19 protein-coding genes and 1 tRNA gene are annotated in these 17,988 nt (G+C 31.2%); 16 read left to right on the top strand and 4 right to left on the bottom strand.

Features of this window, described 5'->3' with window-relative positions:
• Positions 1-6 precede the first annotated feature (6 nt).
• From Q4Q47_RS00335 to Q4Q47_RS00290, 10 genes are all read left to right on the top strand, one after another.
• A complete protein-coding gene (locus tag Q4Q47_RS00335; RefSeq protein WP_303304660.1) occupies positions 7-861 on the top strand; it encodes a hypothetical protein in 855 nt (284 codons plus the stop codon).
• A gap of 24 nt (positions 862-885) precedes the next feature.
• Complete coding sequence (locus Q4Q47_RS00330; protein WP_303304659.1) at positions 886-1,908, top strand: SPFH domain-containing protein; 1,023 nt, start codon at positions 886-888, stop codon at positions 1,906-1,908.
• A gap of 467 nt (positions 1,909-2,375) precedes the next feature.
• Positions 2,376-3,011, top strand: coding sequence for a hypothetical protein (locus Q4Q47_RS00325; protein ID WP_303304658.1), 636 nt, complete (start codon positions 2,376-2,378; stop codon positions 3,009-3,011).
• A gap of 28 nt (positions 3,012-3,039) precedes the next feature.
• Complete coding sequence (locus Q4Q47_RS00320; RefSeq protein WP_303304657.1) at positions 3,040-3,588, top strand: DUF2867 domain-containing protein; 549 nt, start codon at positions 3,040-3,042, stop codon at positions 3,586-3,588.
• A gap of 13 nt (positions 3,589-3,601) precedes the next feature.
• Complete coding sequence (locus Q4Q47_RS00315) at positions 3,602-4,402, top strand: hypothetical protein (RefSeq protein WP_303304656.1); 801 nt, start codon at positions 3,602-3,604, stop codon at positions 4,400-4,402.
• The gene (locus Q4Q47_RS00310; RefSeq protein WP_303304655.1) at positions 4,399-4,869 is read left to right on the top strand and encodes a hypothetical protein; all 471 of its coding nucleotides are present in this window, start codon (positions 4,399-4,401) and stop codon (positions 4,867-4,869) included. Before Q4Q47_RS00315 ends, Q4Q47_RS00310 begins: the two co-directional genes overlap by 4 nt.
• A gap of 11 nt (positions 4,870-4,880) precedes the next feature.
• On the top strand, positions 4,881-5,609 hold the full coding sequence (locus Q4Q47_RS00305; protein ID WP_303304654.1) for a DNA alkylation repair protein: 729 nt from the start codon (positions 4,881-4,883) through the stop codon (positions 5,607-5,609).
• Complete coding sequence (locus tag Q4Q47_RS00300) at positions 5,587-6,501, top strand: SPL family radical SAM protein (protein WP_303304653.1); 915 nt, start codon at positions 5,587-5,589, stop codon at positions 6,499-6,501. The genes Q4Q47_RS00305 and Q4Q47_RS00300 overlap by 23 nt, the downstream gene beginning before the upstream one ends.
• A 526-nt stretch (positions 6,502-7,027) precedes the next feature.
• Positions 7,028-8,038: a helix-turn-helix domain-containing protein gene (locus Q4Q47_RS00295; RefSeq protein WP_303304652.1), complete on the top strand. Its 1,011-nt coding sequence runs from the start codon at positions 7,028-7,030 to the stop codon at positions 8,036-8,038.
• 189 nt (positions 8,039-8,227) lie between these two features.
• Entirely contained in the window at positions 8,228-8,869 is a 642-nt protein-coding gene (locus Q4Q47_RS00290) for a class I SAM-dependent methyltransferase (protein ID WP_303304651.1), read from the top strand.
• A gap of 679 nt (positions 8,870-9,548) precedes the next feature.
• Here Q4Q47_RS00290 and Q4Q47_RS00285 read toward each other — a convergent pair.
• Positions 9,549-9,621 (bottom strand) — tRNA-Lys (locus tag Q4Q47_RS00285).
• A 140-nt stretch (positions 9,622-9,761) separates the two neighbouring features.
• Between Q4Q47_RS00285 and Q4Q47_RS00280 the strand changes: the two genes are divergently transcribed.
• Positions 9,762-10,283, top strand: coding sequence for a shikimate kinase (locus Q4Q47_RS00280; protein ID WP_303304650.1), 522 nt, complete (start codon positions 9,762-9,764; stop codon positions 10,281-10,283).
• Here Q4Q47_RS00280 and Q4Q47_RS00275 read toward each other — a convergent pair.
• The gene (locus Q4Q47_RS00275; protein ID WP_303304649.1) at positions 10,275-10,778 is read right to left on the bottom strand and encodes a phosphoribosyltransferase domain-containing protein; all 504 of its coding nucleotides are present in this window, start codon (positions 10,776-10,778) and stop codon (positions 10,275-10,277) included. The genes Q4Q47_RS00280 and Q4Q47_RS00275 overlap by 9 nt on opposite strands.
• 232 nt (positions 10,779-11,010) lie before the next feature.
• Complete coding sequence (locus tag Q4Q47_RS00270; protein ID WP_303304648.1) at positions 11,011-11,397, bottom strand: RNA-binding S4 domain-containing protein; 387 nt, start codon at positions 11,395-11,397, stop codon at positions 11,011-11,013.
• Between the two features lie 196 nt (positions 11,398-11,593).
• Here Q4Q47_RS00270 and Q4Q47_RS00265 point away from each other — a divergent pair, with 196 nt between their 5' ends.
• Positions 11,594-12,643 carry an FKBP-type peptidyl-prolyl cis-trans isomerase gene (locus tag Q4Q47_RS00265; protein ID WP_303304647.1) on the top strand — a complete coding sequence of 350 codons (1,050 nt, stop codon included), beginning with the start codon at positions 11,594-11,596 and terminating at the stop codon, positions 12,641-12,643.
• Between the two features lie 61 nt (positions 12,644-12,704).
• Here Q4Q47_RS00265 and Q4Q47_RS00260 read toward each other — a convergent pair whose 3' ends face one another.
• The gene (locus Q4Q47_RS00260; protein WP_456298833.1) at positions 12,705-13,244 is read right to left on the bottom strand and encodes a hypothetical protein; all 540 of its coding nucleotides are present in this window, start codon (positions 13,242-13,244) and stop codon (positions 12,705-12,707) included.
• A gap of 321 nt (positions 13,245-13,565) precedes the next feature.
• Here Q4Q47_RS00260 and tgt point away from each other — a divergent pair, with 321 nt between their 5' ends.
• From tgt to Q4Q47_RS00240, 4 genes are all read left to right on the top strand, one after another.
• Positions 13,566-14,696 carry a tRNA guanosine(34) transglycosylase Tgt gene (gene tgt, locus Q4Q47_RS00255; RefSeq protein WP_303308428.1) on the top strand — a complete coding sequence of 377 codons (1,131 nt, stop codon included), beginning with the start codon at positions 13,566-13,568 and terminating at the stop codon, positions 14,694-14,696.
• A gap of 5 nt (positions 14,697-14,701) precedes the next feature.
• Positions 14,702-15,778, top strand: a complete 1,077-nt coding sequence (locus Q4Q47_RS00250) for an LptF/LptG family permease (RefSeq protein WP_303304645.1) — start codon at positions 14,702-14,704, stop codon at positions 15,776-15,778.
• Between the two features lie 132 nt (positions 15,779-15,910).
• Complete coding sequence (locus Q4Q47_RS00245) at positions 15,911-16,822, top strand: DMT family transporter (RefSeq protein WP_303304644.1); 912 nt, start codon at positions 15,911-15,913, stop codon at positions 16,820-16,822.
• 70 nt (positions 16,823-16,892) lie between these two features.
• Positions 16,893-17,846, top strand: coding sequence for an acetyl-CoA carboxylase carboxyltransferase subunit alpha (locus Q4Q47_RS00240; protein WP_303304643.1), 954 nt, complete (start codon positions 16,893-16,895; stop codon positions 17,844-17,846).
• The last annotated feature ends 142 nt before the right edge of the window (positions 17,847-17,988 follow it).

Below are 17,988 nucleotides of genomic sequence, written 5' to 3'. Positions count from 1 at the left end.
ACAATTATGGAATCTAAGGAAGAATTAGTAAAAAAATGGGATACTTTTCTCAGTAAAATTGAAGAGCGATTCGACTTGATTATTGACCAATCAAAAGAAGGAACTCAAATGTTAATAGATCAGATTACATATGATTCTGTTAGTATTATTAATGCATGGAATGGGGTGCAAAGTCAACTTTTGTCACTTATGCGCAAAACAGATGACACTTGGGCAAACAAAATGGAGCAATCATTTGAAGCTATAGATTATGCTAAATATGAAGATGAGGATGAAAATTATGATGAAAATGAAAATTATGATGAATATGAGGATGATGCTACTGATAAAGAGCGAATGGAACAGTATAATAAATACCATGACCTAAATCATAAAATGCTTACAAAATATAAATTCGAATCCAATAGAGCTTTTGCTAATGCAGCTCGCAAAATTCAAGAGAATGTTATGGCTCATATTGATTTAAATAAAATTCATAACTGTAAACAATGTGGCGATATAATGGACATTACCATTTATTCTTTTATGGCAAAAAACGTAAAGTGTCGTTCATGTGGAACAGTAAATTCTTATGAACCAGATGATAGAATTTTAGCTATTGAACATAACTGTGTTATCCATTTAGCCAATGAGCACGTAATCGATCTTACTATAAAAGAGGCAAATTTAGAGCATGAATTGCTTAAACTTGATCGTTGGGTTACTGATGAAAAAACAAAGATGGATCAAATTCAGAACGATTTAAATAAAAATAAGGTAGAATACATTAACAAGTACTACGATTTTATTGTAGAACTTGTTCCAGATAAAGAAGCATTTTATAACCGTAAAAGGGTTCATAGACTGGAACAAATAAAATGATATAGACATTAAATAAGAAGTAAAATGAACATAAAAAATCAATTAAGGTCAGTCATTCAATGGGAAAATCCTCAGCAAGACCAACTTTTTATTAAGTTTACGGATAACGGAGATGAAATAAAAAATGCATCAAAACTTATAATAGGGCCTGGACAAGGTTGTCTATTTACTTACGAAGGTAAGATAGAAGCCATTTTTGAAGAAGAAGGGTTATACGATTTAAAAACAGATAACATTCCTTTTTTAACCACCATTAAAAAGTTTATCACTTTTTTTGGTGATGCAGAAAGTGAGCACAAAACAGGATTGTGGTTTTACAAAAAAACAGATATGTTAAATATTCGTTGGGGCACTCGTTCACCAATAAAATATGATGATCCTGTTTATACTTTTCCTGTTAGGTTAAGAACTTTTGGAAATTATTCTATTAAAATTACCGAACCCAAGAATTTCTTTACCCAGGTAGTTGGAGGGCTAGAATTATTTACTGTAGAAGAAATCCAAGAAATATTTGTTTCTAGAATTGTACAACCCATTACTAATTATTTAGCCAATGCTAAATTCTCTTATGCAGAAATTGATAGTAATGTAAATGAAATAGCTAATTATTCTAAAAAAAATACCGAAGCCATTTTTAAAGAACTAGGGTTTCAATTGCTTGATTTTAGAATAGAAGGTACTTCATTTGATGACGATACTGAAAAACGAATTGGAAGAATAGCAGATGTTAATGCAGAAGTACAAGCAGCAAAATTGGCTGGGCTAGATTACACAAAAATAGAACAACTAAAGGCATTACGAGATGCTGCCAAAAATGAAGGAGGAATAGCCGGAATAGGAGCAGGTTTGGGTGCAGGAATGCAAGTGGGCAGTATGATGGGAATGGGACAAAATGTAAACACCCCTAACCAATCACAAAACCAAGCTCAGCAGAATACTAATGATCCTTTGGAAAAGCTAAAGAAACTCAAAGAAATGTTTGAAATAGAGTTGATTTCAGAAGAAGAGTACAAAAATAAAAAGCAAGAGATATTGAAAGATTTATAGGACTATGTTTCTCATTCCCTATAAAGAACAATTCATTTGATGAATGAACTAGCTTACAAAGATAAATCTTTTTAAAATGTGCAAACCAGTAATAGAAATTAATAGAACAAACCAATATACTAATAAGGCAAGGGCAATTGGAATTTATATTAACAAAAAAAAGTTGACACAATTAATGATGGAAAAACTAAAACTTTTGAAGTCGATTTAAAAGAGAACAAAATATATGTGAAAATTGATTGGTGTAAAACAAAGCCTCTTAAAATTATTAGTAGAGAAAATGAAACTACATAACTAGAGGTAGGTTCTAATTTATCAGGTTGGAAATTATTGCTAGGCATTTATTATGTATTTATTAAACCTTCTGAATATTTATACTTGAAAGAGAAATAAAAAATGAAAAGTATGGGGTTTTTTATGTCTCTCTTTGCAAATTCATTCGCTAAAAAAACACCTAAACTAGAAAGATGGAAAAAAAACTAAATATTATTGACAAACTAGCATCCTCATTAGACAGTAGAGATGAGGTCCCTAATATAGAATTGGCAGAAGAAATTATACAGACCGCAGATAAAAAGGCTGTTAAAGAATTGGTTAAAAACCTATCCAACAAAAAAGCAATACAAAATGATTGTATTAAAGTGCTTTATGAAATTGGAGAACGAGCACCAAAGCTTATAGCTGATTATATCGATGAATTTATGGAGCTATTAGACCATAAAAACAACCGACTTCAATGGGGAGCAATGACAGCTCTTGGTACCATTGTAAACGAACGACCAAAAGCAATATATGATGCACTTCCGGTCATTCTTTTTGCTGCCGACAGAGGATCTGTTATTACCAAAGACCATGTAGTAAATATTTTAATAAAATTGTGTGCAATTAAAAAATACTCAAAAGATGCTTTTAATCTACTAATGGAACAACTTTTAAAAAGCCCTACTAATCAACTTCCAATGTATGCTGAAAGAGTAATACCTGTAATTAATGAGAAAAACAAGGCACTTTTTATAAAAACACTTAATTCTAGACTTCATGACATTGAGAAAGAAACCAAAAGAAAACGAGTAGAAAAAGTGATAAAGAAGTTTAAAGAATGAAAGAGAATAAAAAGCAATGCATTCTAAAATGAAAATTCCAGCAGATTCAATATTAAATATTTCAAAACACACACACGATTATGTTAGCAGTTTCCAAGGGTGTTATAGAGATTGTAATAATTTAATAACATCAGCTGATGTTGGAAGGGCTTTTTTTGGAAGCATACCCAAATGGATTAACCTATTAATAATATTTCGAGACAAAGTTGTTGGGATATTTGGGATTAAGAAGGTAGGGAATATAAAGGTCCAAGAAAAACAGTTAACCAATTTTAAATGTGAGCAAGGAGAACAAATAGGACTTTTTAAAGTGATTTTTAGAAATAACAAGGAAGTAATTTTAGGAGAAGACGATAGTCATTTAAATTTTAGAGTTTCATTGTATTCTGAAATGGACAAAATTCAACATACAAAAAAAAGACTTACTCTCACAATCGTAGTTGAATTTAAAAATTGGTTCGGGAAACTTTATTTTTTACCAATCCGTCCATTTCATAAGATTTTTGGACCATCCTTATTAAAAGGAATACTAAAAGAAATTGAAATTTTAACAATAAAAGATATCTGTAATGCATAAATTTTAAATAAATATGAGATATAGAGCAATATTGATTTTCTTTTTGTGCAATTCATTCATGCAAGGGTTTTCCCAAAAAACAGATACGCTGTACTGGCATAATGCTTTAAACAAGTATGATATAAATGAAATTAGAGAAATAAAATTTACGATTAATGATTCAACCTATAAAAAAGTTGGGTATTGGAAAGGAAAAATAATCTCAATTAAATATACAGGTAGAGTAAACAAGTGTTTAATATCAATAAAACAAGATACATTATATACTCAAAATGGAGCTGAAATTCATTCAATAATAAAAAATGAAGCCTTTCAATTAGGTCAAAAATCTAATTGTGACTCTCTCTTATTAATTAAAAAGATCAAAAAATATAGAAAAGGACAATTAATTCAAGAATCAATACTTAAAAGAGTTGGCGAATTTTCAGATTGCCCATGTGGAGAATGGAAATTTTATAAGAATACTAAATTAGTAGGTAGTAAAGAGTTCAGTTCCTGTTATGATAGCAAACAGGACAACATAACTTTAATGAAGACCGTATGGAATCCTGATAAACAATTCAAACTTGAGTTATATGAGGAACAAATGCCTTTTGCAATGCCTGGGGGAGGAAGTGATAATATGGCAACAATAATTTTAAAAGATAAAAATGGCAAAATGTTAAATTATATTAGCAGTAACTCTACAGAAAGTACAATGTATAGAAATATTGAAATAAAGTGGGATATGGATGAAAAAATAGTTTGGTATGGGAAAGCCAGACTTTTTGAATTAAAAAAGAAAACGCCACTTAACAACGATAATAAATTATGAAGAAATCCACAATAATTATATTGGCTATATTAACTACAGCACTTGTATTAATTGGTCTATTCCTTTGGTTTATACTTTATGAGTCAACCACAGATATCTCCCAAAACCCACGCTTCAAAAACTATTTAAACAATCCCTTTATTGTCACACGACCAGTAGCACTATACCAAAACCCTAATCTCGCAAACAGATACAGTGATTATTATGTTGATTCCTTTTCAGAAGAAGACACAACCCTCCTCAAAAAATACAACATTGGAGACACCATAACGTTCACAAAAGCAAAACGATACTTCAACAACCATGTCGGAGAAACCTATTACTTACTAGGTAGAGAAAAACTAGACACAGGAGAAACCATAGAATTTGAATATTCACTACGTCTCTTTGAATATTACCCTACCATTTGGGAAACTGATGAGGAATTTTCAGAACGAAGAACACCAATGAAAGACCTACTTAAATAAGCCCGTCAAAAATGAACATAGTAACCAGAAAAAGCGAAATAAAGATATACCTAAGCAACTGCATACAAGCATATCACCAAAAAGGAATCACAGCTTGTTTAGCAGAGCTAAGTAACCAAATATTAAACAGGAAAGTGAAATTTCCTCTACTTGAATTCTGTGCACATGAGTTGTCACGAGAAATAAAAGAAAATGAGCAAATTCTGTTATGCGATAAAATAGAAGCTTTAAAGACAGAGGGAGGCAATGTTATCCTTGGGATTATACTACAAAATAGACTTGAAGATCATTTTGAGGAATCCCTAGACAAAACCACTGAATACACTTCAAAAGCCGATATTTGGTATGTATGTGATATAATAGGCGAAAGAACTTACGGTTATGCGCTGCGACACTACCCGAAAAAAACCATTCCTGTGATGACAAAACTTTCAAATCACCCGAAAAAATGGGTTATACGATCATTAGGAGCAGGAGTGCATAATGCCGTTAGAAAAGGATTGGACAAGCAACATGTAGCCACTGTATTTTTAATTCTTATTTCAATGGCAAACACCCAAGAAAAAGAAATACGACAAGGAGTTGGTTGGGCAGCAAAAACTACAGCAAGATTTCACCCTGATGTTATTGAACAATACCATGCGGAAATTCACAATCAAGAAAAAGTAGCCAATTGGTTTCGAAGAAAAATCATTATTGGTCTTGAAAGACATAATTATGACAAAAGAAATTCAGGTTAAATCCGTCTTAAACAAGACAAAGAAAAGAGACAAATGGTTTCTAGACGACTATACCTTCAACCCGTATAGCAGTTGCTCATTTAATTGCCTGTATTGTTATATAAGAGGAAGCAAGTATGGCTTTAACTTAGAACAAAGTTTGTCAGTTAAGACCAACGCTATAGAATTATTGGATAAGCAATTAGCAAACCGAGCGAAGAAAAAGCAATATGGAATCATAGTACTTTCCTCAGTTACCGACCCATATCTTCAAATTGAGAAAAAATATAGGTTGACACAGCAGGCTTTAGAAGTAATTCATAAGCACAAGTTTCCAGTTCATATTATTACAAAGTCAGATATGATAGTACGTGATTTTGAACTATTGAAAGAAATAGAAAGAGACGCTATACTACCATCAGATTTGCCCCAATTAAAAAAAGGAGTAATCATTAGTTTTTCGTTCTCAACAATACAAGATGAAGTCGCAAAGATTTTTGAACCAGGAGCAACTTTACCTTCCAAAAGATTATTAACCTTACAAAACACCATCAATCAAGGATTCTTTACAGGAGTGAGTTTGATGCCATTAATTCCATATATATCAGACACGTCAGAACAATTACATCAATCATTTTCCTTGTTCAAAAAGATTGGCATTGACTACATTTTTCCAGCGACTATCACTTTATTTGGGAATGGAAAAGCTGATAGTAAAACATTGATGTTGAATGCTATAAAAAAACACTATCCAGAACTAATAGAAAAATATGAAAAGTTTTTTACAGCAAATAATACCCAAATGCCAAATTATTATCAAGTAGCCTTCCGTAAAAAAATGAATGACCTTTGTAAATTGTATGAATTAAATAATAATATCTTAATTGCAGCAGCTAACAAAAAAGGTGTATAGTGCATAACACCCTACGCGATACTACAATGCCATACACAAACTACTACCTGCATTTAAAAATCAGATTTTAAAAGAAAAAGAAAAATATTATTTAGGAGTATTAACAATTCTTATTATTGGTTTTTTAATCCCACAGAATTTGAAAATGCCTGTTAAGGGAGCTAATAAATCTGATTATAATTCAAAATCATTTTGGTATTACCCTTAGGGAAAGTCTGTCACTCACAAAGGTGTCGATATTTTTGCAAAGAAAGGAACTAAAATAAATTCTTCAACCTCAAGGGGTAGTTTTGTATGCAGGAAAAATAAATATGGGTGGAAATTTTGCGCTGATTCAAGGACCAAAATGGCGATTACATTAATCGACTTAAGTTACAATTGGAGCGTAGGTTACTAAACAGTTTTAGTAATCATGAGTTTTTAACTTCTACGGGAAGGATCGTTTTTTAAAATTCAAATTGTCCTATTATTTGTAATAATTGATACGGATTTAGATACAATTTTTAATATTTTTACAATCTATATTATGGCATATAAAGGACACGCATTAGAACTTTTTTTTTCATCAAACCATCCTTCCGAATGGCTTAAAAATATAAGTAAACAGTTTGGTCAGGATATAGTTGATAATAGTATTGAATTTCCTAGACCTTTGGGAATTGGAAGTATAGTACAATATGAAATTGAGGAAGGGTTGGCTGTCACTATCATTCAGGGAAAGTTAAGTAAACCTGTTATTGCTGTTAGAACAGCAGTAAACGATAGTGAATATTATCCCATTATTTTCTATGCTTCTGAAAGTGAAGTGTTTCAAACGGTAGATGCTCAAGCTCTTAATACCAATCTAGAATCTCCTTATGGTATTTTCTTTGCCTCTCCGCAAATAGGAAGTCGTATCCATTTTCCAAAAACCCAGTCATTAACGTTGTTAACCATTACGGTTTCAAAGAAGTGGCTCAATAAAATATTTATTGGCTTTCGGAGTTTAACAATAAGCCAACAAATTAATCAACAAATACCTTTTTATTTTTTTGAATCTTTCGATTATACGCTTAAATCTATTTTAACAAACTTATTAGAGCATTCATTTAAATCACCTACACATATAAACTACCTTAAGGCTAAAACCTTAGAGGCTCTTACGCTCTTCTTTGATAGATTGGAAAATAGAAAACTTGGCAATGAACGCTTTGATTTGAACATTTTAGATGTAGAGCATCTGTTTGAAGTAAGGAAAGAAATGCTAAAAGACCTTTCTAATTTTTCATCTGTTTCCCTATTGGCTTCAAAGGCCAACATGAGTGAGAGTAAATTTCAGAAAAGTTATAAGAAAGTGTTTGGTTTATCTCCCTATCAGGATTTTCAAAAAGAGCGAATGTTGTATGCACTGGAACTTTTACGTACTTGCAGGCATACGGTTACACAAGTTGGCTATGAAATAGGGTATTCTAATATTAGCCACTTTATTGATGCTTTTAAGAAACAATTTGGAAATACACCAAATGAAATTCTTATTCTCGAAAAGCGAAAGAATTAAAGTATTACTTTTCTATTATTTGAGTATTCAAAAATTGTAAATGAGCATTTTTGAGCCAGTATTCTTATTAGCTTTGAGTAAACAATATCATAAGACTTCAGATCAAAGAGAATCAAAGAGAATATAGTAATGCATGTATAAGATATCATCAATTCTATGAATATTGGGAGAATAAATTCAAAACTAATTTTGAAAAGAGAAAACAATGGAGGAAACAAAAAGATAATTAAAAAGTATTTTTTTCAACAGTTTCAAAAACCAACAGGCTATATAGGAAGCCTCATAGGAAAGTTAATGAACATAAAAAATAGTGAAAGAATAAACTATACCATAGAAAAAGTAAACCCTATTGAACTTGAAACGATTTTAGAAATTGGCTATGGTTCTGGTCTGGCTATCAATAGAATTTGTGAAAAATCTGACCCCCAACTTGTATTTGGTGTTGACCACTCAGAGATTATGCATAAACAAGCCTGTAAGTTAAATAAAAAATATATTGATAAAAACAAGGTCAGGTTATATTGTTGTGAATTAGAAGATATAATAAATGAATTACCTTGGTTTGATACTATATTCTTATCAAATGTGCATTTGTTTTGGAACAATCCAGTGAAAAAATTTATACTAATAAATAGCCTTTTGGAACCCCACGGAGATTTTATTTTAACTTATCAGCCTCATGAGGCGAAAAATGAGGCTCAAATAAAAAAGATAGCAAAAGAAATAGCAATTCAGCTAAAAGAAGCAGGTTTTTCTTATATAGGAATTGAATATAAAAAAATGAAACCCGTAACGTGTATAGCTATTACCGCGTCTATGGAAGATAATTAATGTGCTATATCATAAAAAACGGCAAGGAATCATGATGTCTAGCTATTCAGTTTAAAAAGGTAGTTTGTGATATTTATGCTAATATATTGATAAGGTTAGATGGTAGTCAAAACTATATCTTTTCTCAAAGCCAATTTAATGACTCTCAAAACTAAAAAAACAATGCAGATGTTGGGGTTATTAATATGCTTATAGGAAATCATATTAATTTAACTCATTAAAAATGAGGAATTAAACATCCCACCGTGAGTTCAACTATGGAATAGAATCCAATAAATCATTTCAATTTTGTAAAACGAAAGTCAAATCGGTTATTGTTCATGTAATCAGTAAGTTACAAGAGTAGTGGTCAACATTTTTTCAGCGAATCAAAATGTTGACGATTTGTGAATCTTTAAAACCAAATCGAATCAAATTAAATGATTGCCTAAAAACTATAAAGCCTTGATAGTCATATAATTAGTAAGGTTTTGATTTTGGATGATATCCTATTTAGTGACCGGACAGGGGCTCGAACCGCTATTTTAAACAGCTGATATTTAAAAAGTTAACCTGTGTTTAACAAATGTAGGCACCGATTAACGCACCTTTTTGATGCTAATAATTATGTCAATTGAAAGTAATTAAAATGAAAAAAGCCCATAAACATAAGTTTTAGGGCTTTTTGGTTGATTTTAAGTGACCGGGCTGGGGCTCGAACCCAGGACCCTCTCCTTAAAAGGGAGATGCTCTACCAACTGAGCTACCAGGTCATTATTTCAATACTAACGTTGTTGTTAGCGGGTGCAAATATAAAATGTTTTATTAATTAAACAATACTTTTTTTAAAGATTTTTTTGTTTTTTTGCATCACTAAAACGTATGTTTTTAATAATCAATTTATAACAAGAAAATGATTGTAGTTTTAATTGGGTATATGGCTTCAGGAAAGTCGACTTTAGGTAGAATTTTAGCAAAAAAATTAAACTATGATTTTATAGATCTAGATGATTATATAGAAGAAAAAGAGCAATTACTAGTTAGTGACATTTTTAAATCTAAAGGCGAAATATATTTTAGAAAGATAGAAACATTGTATCTAAAAGAACTTTTAGATAATAAAACTAAATTAGTTTTATCGCTAGGAGGGGGGACGCCATGCTATAGTAATAATATGGATTTTATTAGAAGTAAAGTTGGTGTAAAGAGTATTTATTTAAAAGCTTCAATACCTACTTTGGTAACAAGGCTAAAAAAAGAAAAGAGTAAGCGCCCACTAATTGCTCATCTTGAAACAGACGAATTATTTACAGAGTTTATTGGAAAACACCTTTTTGAACGTTCTCAATTTTATAGCTTATCTGAAGTTACTATAACAAGTGATAACAAAACAGAAGAAGATATTATTGAAGAACTAGTATTACAATTATTCTAGAACAGCTTCAAAAGCTTTGCCTTCCAAAACCACATGTACATGTTCATGTAGAGAAGTAGATAAAGAAATTCCTTTAAAGTCTGCTTTTACAGGATATTTTTTATGGTTTCTGTTTACCAAAACGGCTGTTTTAAATTGTTTAAGTGGAACATTTAAAAAATGTCTAACACCATAAATCAAAGTAGTACCGGAATTTAAAACATCATCAACCAGTACTAAAGACTTGTTCTTATAATCGTCTGATGAAATAGAGGTTTCAATAGCAGCAGAAGGATTCTTTTTATCAATAGTTACTTTACATAGTACAGGATTTATCTCAGATATTTTTTGAAGTACAGTTTTTAATTTTTTTGCAAATACATAACCATTTTTATCAATACCAGCAAGAATAACTTCTTTTTCATTGACATTGTTTTCATATATCTGAAAAGCAATACGTCTTATTTTATGATTGATTTCGTTATGATTAAGGATGATGTTATTCTTAACAGCCATAATAGTTAATTATAAAATTAAAGGATAAAATTACTCATTTTTATTTGTTTATTAGTGAAACTCTGTTTTGAAAAGTAGCAAAAGCAATGCATTCAAAACAGATAGTTGAACTAATCCTGCTTTTCAGCGGGATCTTTGAATTTGGAATTTTCTTTTTTTTGGGAATTTAATACCTCATGGCTTGCCCTGAGAAAGTTTATTTTTTTTAATAGTCATATTGAACATCCAATAATTAGTCATCTTTGTGATTAAAATTTTCATCTGTAAAATCATCAATATCTCTTCTATCTTTTTTAGTAGGTCTACCAACTCCTTTTTTTCTATAATAATCCTTAGAATATTTTAAAAGCTCTTGGGCCTCAAATTGTTCTTTGGGCGTAATATCTGTTCTATAAATATCAACTAACTTGGCACCAACTCTACTTTCTGGAATATCATTTACAGTAAGTTTATAGTTTATTTGGTTCTTTCTTAATTCGATAGTGTCTTGAGCATAAACTTCTCTACTAGGTTTAACAATTTCCTGATTTACTCGTACCTGACCTTTTTTACAAGCAGTTGTAGCAAGTGTTCTTGTTTTGTAATACCTAATACACCATAAATACTTATCAATTCGCATACAATTATTCTAAAAACTACGTTAATGTTCTTGTGCAAAATTATTTTAAAATTGTATCTTGCGCACCAAAAATAAGCAATAATGAAACATTCGAAGGCTTAAAATTTAAATTGAGAGCTAATTGATTAAATGAATGTAACATTCGTGTTCGGCACAGTATAAATGAGGTCGTTCAAAATAGCAAATAAAAATAAATATGAAATTAAGAAAAATAGCTTTAATTGCGTTATGTTTAGCTGTATGCTTTTTATCCTGTAATAAAGATGATGATGATGGTACGGTTCCTGTTGTTGAAGTTAGGGATAGAGGGGAACAACAAGATAAAGATAAAGATTCATTGTTGAAGTATTTTGCAACGCATTATTACAATTCAAGTGAATTTGAAGCGATTACAAATCCAACGATTGCTGATTTAAAAATCACCAAACTTGCAGATGGAGCAGATGTTCCTGATGGTAGTACATTACTTGAAAAGGCAATGGAAACGAATTTGGAAACTAAAGAGGTTGTTTTTGCAGATACAAATTATGAGTATTATATACTAAAATTAAAACAAGGAGGAGGCGTTGAATCACCAACATTTGCAGATAATGTCGTGGTGAAATATGAAGGTTTTACTTTAGATGATGCGATTTTTGATAGTGCAGTAAGCCCTATAGGGTTTGATTTAACGACATTAGTGCCCGGCTGGAGAAAAGTATTCCCTCAATTTAATATAGCAGAAAGTTTTGTCGAGAATGGAGATGGCACTGTTAGTTTTGTAAATCAAGGTATAGGCGTTATGTTTTTACCTTCTGGGTTGGGATATTTTTCACAAGCTCAAGCTGGAATTCCAGCTTATGCTCCGATTATTTTTAAGTTTGAATTGTTACAAACGTCACAAAATGACCATGATAATGATGGTATTCCTTCTTATTTGGAAGATATAGACGGAGATGGAGAAGTTTTTGATGAAAATACTGATGAGGATTTTGACGCTCGTGCTGGTTTTATATACAATTATATAGATTCTGATGACGATGGCGATGGTGTTTTAACCAGAAATGAATTAGAGCGAATAACTTATGTGGTTGACACAAATCAAGGAGAACAAGAACCTGTGCTCGATGAAAAGGTTGAGTTTGAAGTCGAAAGATCTGATAATGCAGGTGTGATTACTATAAAAACGTTAAAGATTGTAGATTCTAACAATAATGATGTTGATGATTATTTAGAGAAAGATGTAACCACCAACTATAATGAATAAGTAAAAAAAAGAGCCACTTTAAAGTGGCTCTTTTTTACTATTTGCAAATTTATAATTTTGCTTATAAAATAACAGATAAACTCAAAATTAATTGATCAGGTCTGGTATCAAGCCTACTGGTGTTAACATTGTTATTATTTAAAAAGGTGGCTTCATTTTTACTAAAGCCTCTTTCATAGCGTACATCGATACCAATTTTATTAAGGTTAAATCCGATACCAAAATTAAGCCCAACGGAGAAATCATTTTTTATGTTATTAATAGAAATACCGTCAAATTCAGAATCTAAAATATATTGAAGCGAAGGGCCTCCAAATACACTAATAGGACCTAATATTCTGGTGCCAACTAATAAAGGTGCATCAATTTTCTGCATTTTAAAATCATCGTCTGCATAATCACTTTTAGTAGCAGTATAAACTAATTCCGGTTTAAAGTATAGCCTACTGTTTCCAATTTTACCAAATAAACCAATGTGGTATCCAATATTTCTATCAGGATTATCAGCATTCGTGCTAATTGATTCAAAATACTTACCATTTGCATTGTAATTTAACCCAGCTTTAATTCCCATACCAGTGACCATTTGGCTCTGAGCCATTGTAGCAGTTGGAATAATTAATGCAATTGCCAAAATAAAAAATAGATTTTTACTCACGCCACTTTTATTTTTAAAGTGTTCGTGAAAGTTTTTTAAACTTTTCATAATATTCGTTTTTAGATTTGATTCTTAATATCAAAAACGTTGCCAAAAGCATATTATTTCCTTTTTATAATTATTGCTATAGATTTTTTGTTATTTATCTTTACTTACATTTTTATTTCAATAAATTGGATCAGTGGATCTACATTAATTTGATATAATAAAACTAATTTAGAATTAAAAAAATATGTAGGTTTGCCAACTTATAATGATGTAGAGATGAAATTTGAATTAAAAGCAAAAGATGCTCAAAGTAAAGCAAGAGCAGGTAAAATAACCACGGATCATGGTGTTATAGAAACACCCATTTTCATGCCTGTTGGTACGGTTGCTACTGTAAAAGGAGTGCATCAACGTGAGCTAAAAGACGATATTAATCCCGACATTATTTTAGGTAATACCTACCATTTGTATTTACGTCCTCAAACTGATATCATTGAAAAGGCAGGTGGACTCCATAAATTTATGAATTGGGATAGGAATATCTTAACAGATTCCGGCGGATATCAAGTGTATTCTTTGTCAGCAAATAGAAAAATCAAAGAAGAAGGCGTCAAGTTTAAATCTCATATAGACGGAAGCTACCATACTTTTACGCCAGAAAATGTTATGGAGATTCAACGAAGTATAGGAGCAGATATTATTATGGCTTTTGATGAGTGTACACCATATCCTTGCGACTATAGTTATGCAAAACGCTCTATGCACATGACGCACCGTTGGTTGGATAGATGTATTAATCACTTAGAAAAAACACCTTTAAAATACGATTATAGTCAGGCATTTTTTCCAATAGTACAGGGGAGCACATATAAAGATTTGCGTATACAATCTGCAGAATATATTGCAAATTCTGGTGCCGTTGGTAATGCCATTGGTGGTTTATCAGTTGGAGAACCAGCAGAAGAAATGTATGCTATGACCGATGTGGTTTGTTCTATTTTACCAGAAGACAAGCCCCGTTATTTAATGGGAGTAGGGACACCAATCAATATTTTAGAAAATATAGCGTTAGGAGTAGACATGTTTGATTGTGTCATGCCAACGAGGAATGCTAGAAATGGCATGTTATTTACAGCGCATGGCACTATAAATATTAAAAACTTAAAATGGGCAGACGATTTTTCACCTATCGATGATATGGGAATAACATTTGTAGATACAGAATATAGTAAAGCCTATTTAAGACATTTATTTACAGTTAATGAGCTACTTGGCAAGCAAATAGCAACGATACATAATTTAGGATTCTATCTATGGTTGGTTCGAGAAGCAAGAAAACATATATTAGCAGGAGATTTTAAAACATGGAAAGACAAAATGGTGAAACAAATGGATAATCGTTTATAATATTTATGAAAATTCTTGATTGGTACATATTAAAACGCTATTTGTTTACATTTTTAATGATGTTACTGCTGTTTATTCCTATTGGAATCACAGTACATTTAGCTGAAAAGATTGGTAAAATACTGGAGAATGAAGTCCCTTTTGGAGAAGTCATGATTTATTTTTTAGACTTTACAATCTATTTTGCTCACTTACTTTTTCCATTATTTTTATTCCTATCGGTTATTTGGTTTACATCTAAGCTTGCCAATAACACAGAAGTTATTGCCTTTTTAAGTTCTGGTGTTTCTTTTACACGTTTTTTAAGACCTTATATGATTGGCGCCTCTGTGGTTGCTGTATTGGCTATTGTTCTGGGGTTATTTTTAGCACCTAAAGCAAGCGAGGGCTTTAACAACTTTAGCTATAAATATTTAAAAAAAGGTAGAAGTGCTGTAGATAACAAGAATGTATTCAGGCAAATAAATGATAACGAGATTATTTATGTGAGCAGTTTTGATGTTAAAAATAAAGAAGGAAGAAATTTTACTCTAGAGCATTTCGAAAGAAACGAGCTTGTTACTAAAATAACAGCTAATAGAATAAAATACATAGAGAAAGATACTATGTATAAACTAACTGATTATGTTAAAAGAGATATTGGTAAAAATGAAGATAAAATAGAAAGAATCCAAAAAAAAGACACCCTTTTTTCTTTTCATGTAGATGACCTTATTCCGGTAATATATGCCGCAGAAACTAAAATGTATGGAGATTTAAAACGTTTTATAGCAAAAGAAGAAGCGCGTGGATCTTCTAATGTAGGTCGTTTTCAATTGGTTTTATATAGAAAATGGAGTTTACCTGTTTCGGTATTTATTTTAACAATCATTGCCGTTGCAGTTTCGTCAATAAAAAGGCGAGGAGGTATGGGGGTTAATTTAGCCGTTGGTATTTGTATCGCTATGGTCTTTGTGTTTTTCGATAAGATTTTTGGTGTTATGGCAGAACAATCTGATTTTCCACCACTGATTGCAGTATGGTTTCCTAATATCATTTTTGGTATTTTAGCAGCTTACCTTTTGTACAATGCCAAGCGTTAAAGGCTTATTTTGAAATAAAATGCACAGAATTGACGATGGTATTTTGTGCAGTTACAAGACAAAAAACGTAGATATAACTATAGCTAAATAGAGGCTTTTTAACGAAGTTAATGTGCAAAAGAGCAAGTCAAAATGTATAAATTGTTTCATAAAAAACCTAAGCTAAAAAATTATCTACATCTTCATTTTTTAGTTTTTATAGCTGGTTTTACTGCTATTCTTGGTGAGTTAATTACAATAAAAGCGATTCCTTTAGTTTGGTATAGAATGGTCATGGCATCTATTTTAATGTTTATTTATATTAAAGTAGCCAAAGTTAAATTAAAGATCACACCAAAGTCCCTTTTCAGGCTTTCAATAGCAGGAATCATAATAGCCTTGCATTGGATTACTTTTTTTGGTGCTATAGACGAATCTAATATATCAATAGCATTAGCCATGTTTTCAACGGGGGCCTTTTTTGCTTCTTTTATAGAGCCTATAATTTACAAGAGAACCATCATTTGGTATGAAATTCTGTTTGGAGTTATGGTAATAATAGGCGTTTTCATAATTACACAAAGTGAAATAAAATACCTTACAGGGATCCTTTTAGGAATTTCATCAGCATTTTTTTCTTCATTATTTGCGGTGTTAAATGGCAAGTTTTTAACACAACATACCGCAACAGTTATTTCGTTTTATGAATTTTTAAGTGGTGTATTATTCATTTCTATATATATTCTATTTTTTGGTGAAGGATTTTCTTCAGACTTTTTCAATTTATACGCCTCCGATTTTGTGTACCTTTTTATATTGGCATCTATTTGTACAGCCTATGCTTTTATTGCATCAGTTTATGTCATGAAACTTATTAGCCCATATACAGTTGTGCTTACTTACAATTTAGAACCTGTTTACGGTATCATTATGGCTATTATATTGTTTCCGGAAAAAGAACAAATGAGTGCATCATTCTATTATGGTGCTATAGTGATTATAGCTACCGTAGTCCTAAATGGCATCTTAAAAAACTCAAGAAAACTAAAAAGAAAGCATAGTTAACTGTTTAAGAAAATTAAAGTTTTTATATTTGTACGCTAACCTTAAAATTAATGGCTAAAACAAAATTCTTATGGAATATTTAGAATTTGAACTCCCTATAAAAGAGCTAGAAGATCAACTACAAAAATGTAGAGTGATTGGAGAAGAAAGTGATGTAGATGTTACAGAAACTTGTTCTCAAATAGAAAAGAAACTAAAAGAGGCTCAGAAGGATATTTATAAAAACTTATCCCCATGGCAGCGCGTGCAATTATCTCGCCATCCAAATAGACCCTATACATTAGATCATATAAAAGCGATCTGTGGCGATTCATTTTTAGAATTACATGGTGATCGTAATATAAAAGATGATAAAGCGATGATTGGTGGTTTAGGGAAGATAGGAGATCAAAGTTTTATGTTTATTGGTCAGCAAAAAGGCTATAATACTAAAACTAGGCAATATAGAAATTTCGGAATGGCAAACCCAGAGGGTTACCGTAAAGCATTACGTTTAATGAAGTCTGCCGAAAAATTTGGAATCCCAGTTGTTACTTTAATTGATACACCAGGTGCATATCCTGGTTTAGAAGCAGAAGAACGTGGACAAGGAGAAGCCATCGCTAGAAATATTTTAGAAATGACACGTTTAAAAGTTCCTATAATTACTGTTGTGATTGGTGAGGGAGCTTCAGGTGGTGCTTTAGGCATTGGTGTTGGAGATAAAGTATTGATGCTAGAAAATTCTTGGTATTCTGTAATATCACCAGAGAACTGTTCTTCAATTTTATGGCGTAGTTGGGAATATAAAGAACAAGCAGCAGAAGCTTTAAAATTAACCGCTACAGATGCTATGAAGATAAAAGTAGTAGATGGCGTTATTAAAGAACCACTTGGGGGTGCACATAGAGATCGTGAAAAAACATTTTTGGCAGTAAGCAATGCTATAGTAAAATCTTATGGGGCACTAAAAAACTTATCACCAACAGATTTAATATCTCAACGAATGGAAAAATATGCAAATATGGGAGTGTATAAAGGGTAAGCCTTTTAAAACCATAAGATAATAAAATCTGAAACCTATAGTTTTGGATTTTTTTATGCTTATTAACAATATTTTTAAGTTATTAACAGTTAAATTGTTAATGACCAGTGAGCAATCCTAATTCATTTTTTGTTTAAAAAAC

Origin of the sequence: Flavivirga spongiicola (assembly GCF_030540825.1) — a bacterium.
In the GTDB taxonomy this organism is placed as follows: Bacteria; Bacteroidota; Bacteroidia; order Flavobacteriales; family Flavobacteriaceae; genus Flavivirga; species Flavivirga spongiicola.
Note: the sequence above shows the minus strand (reverse complement) of the source record. Positions and strands in the feature narration are given on the sequence as shown.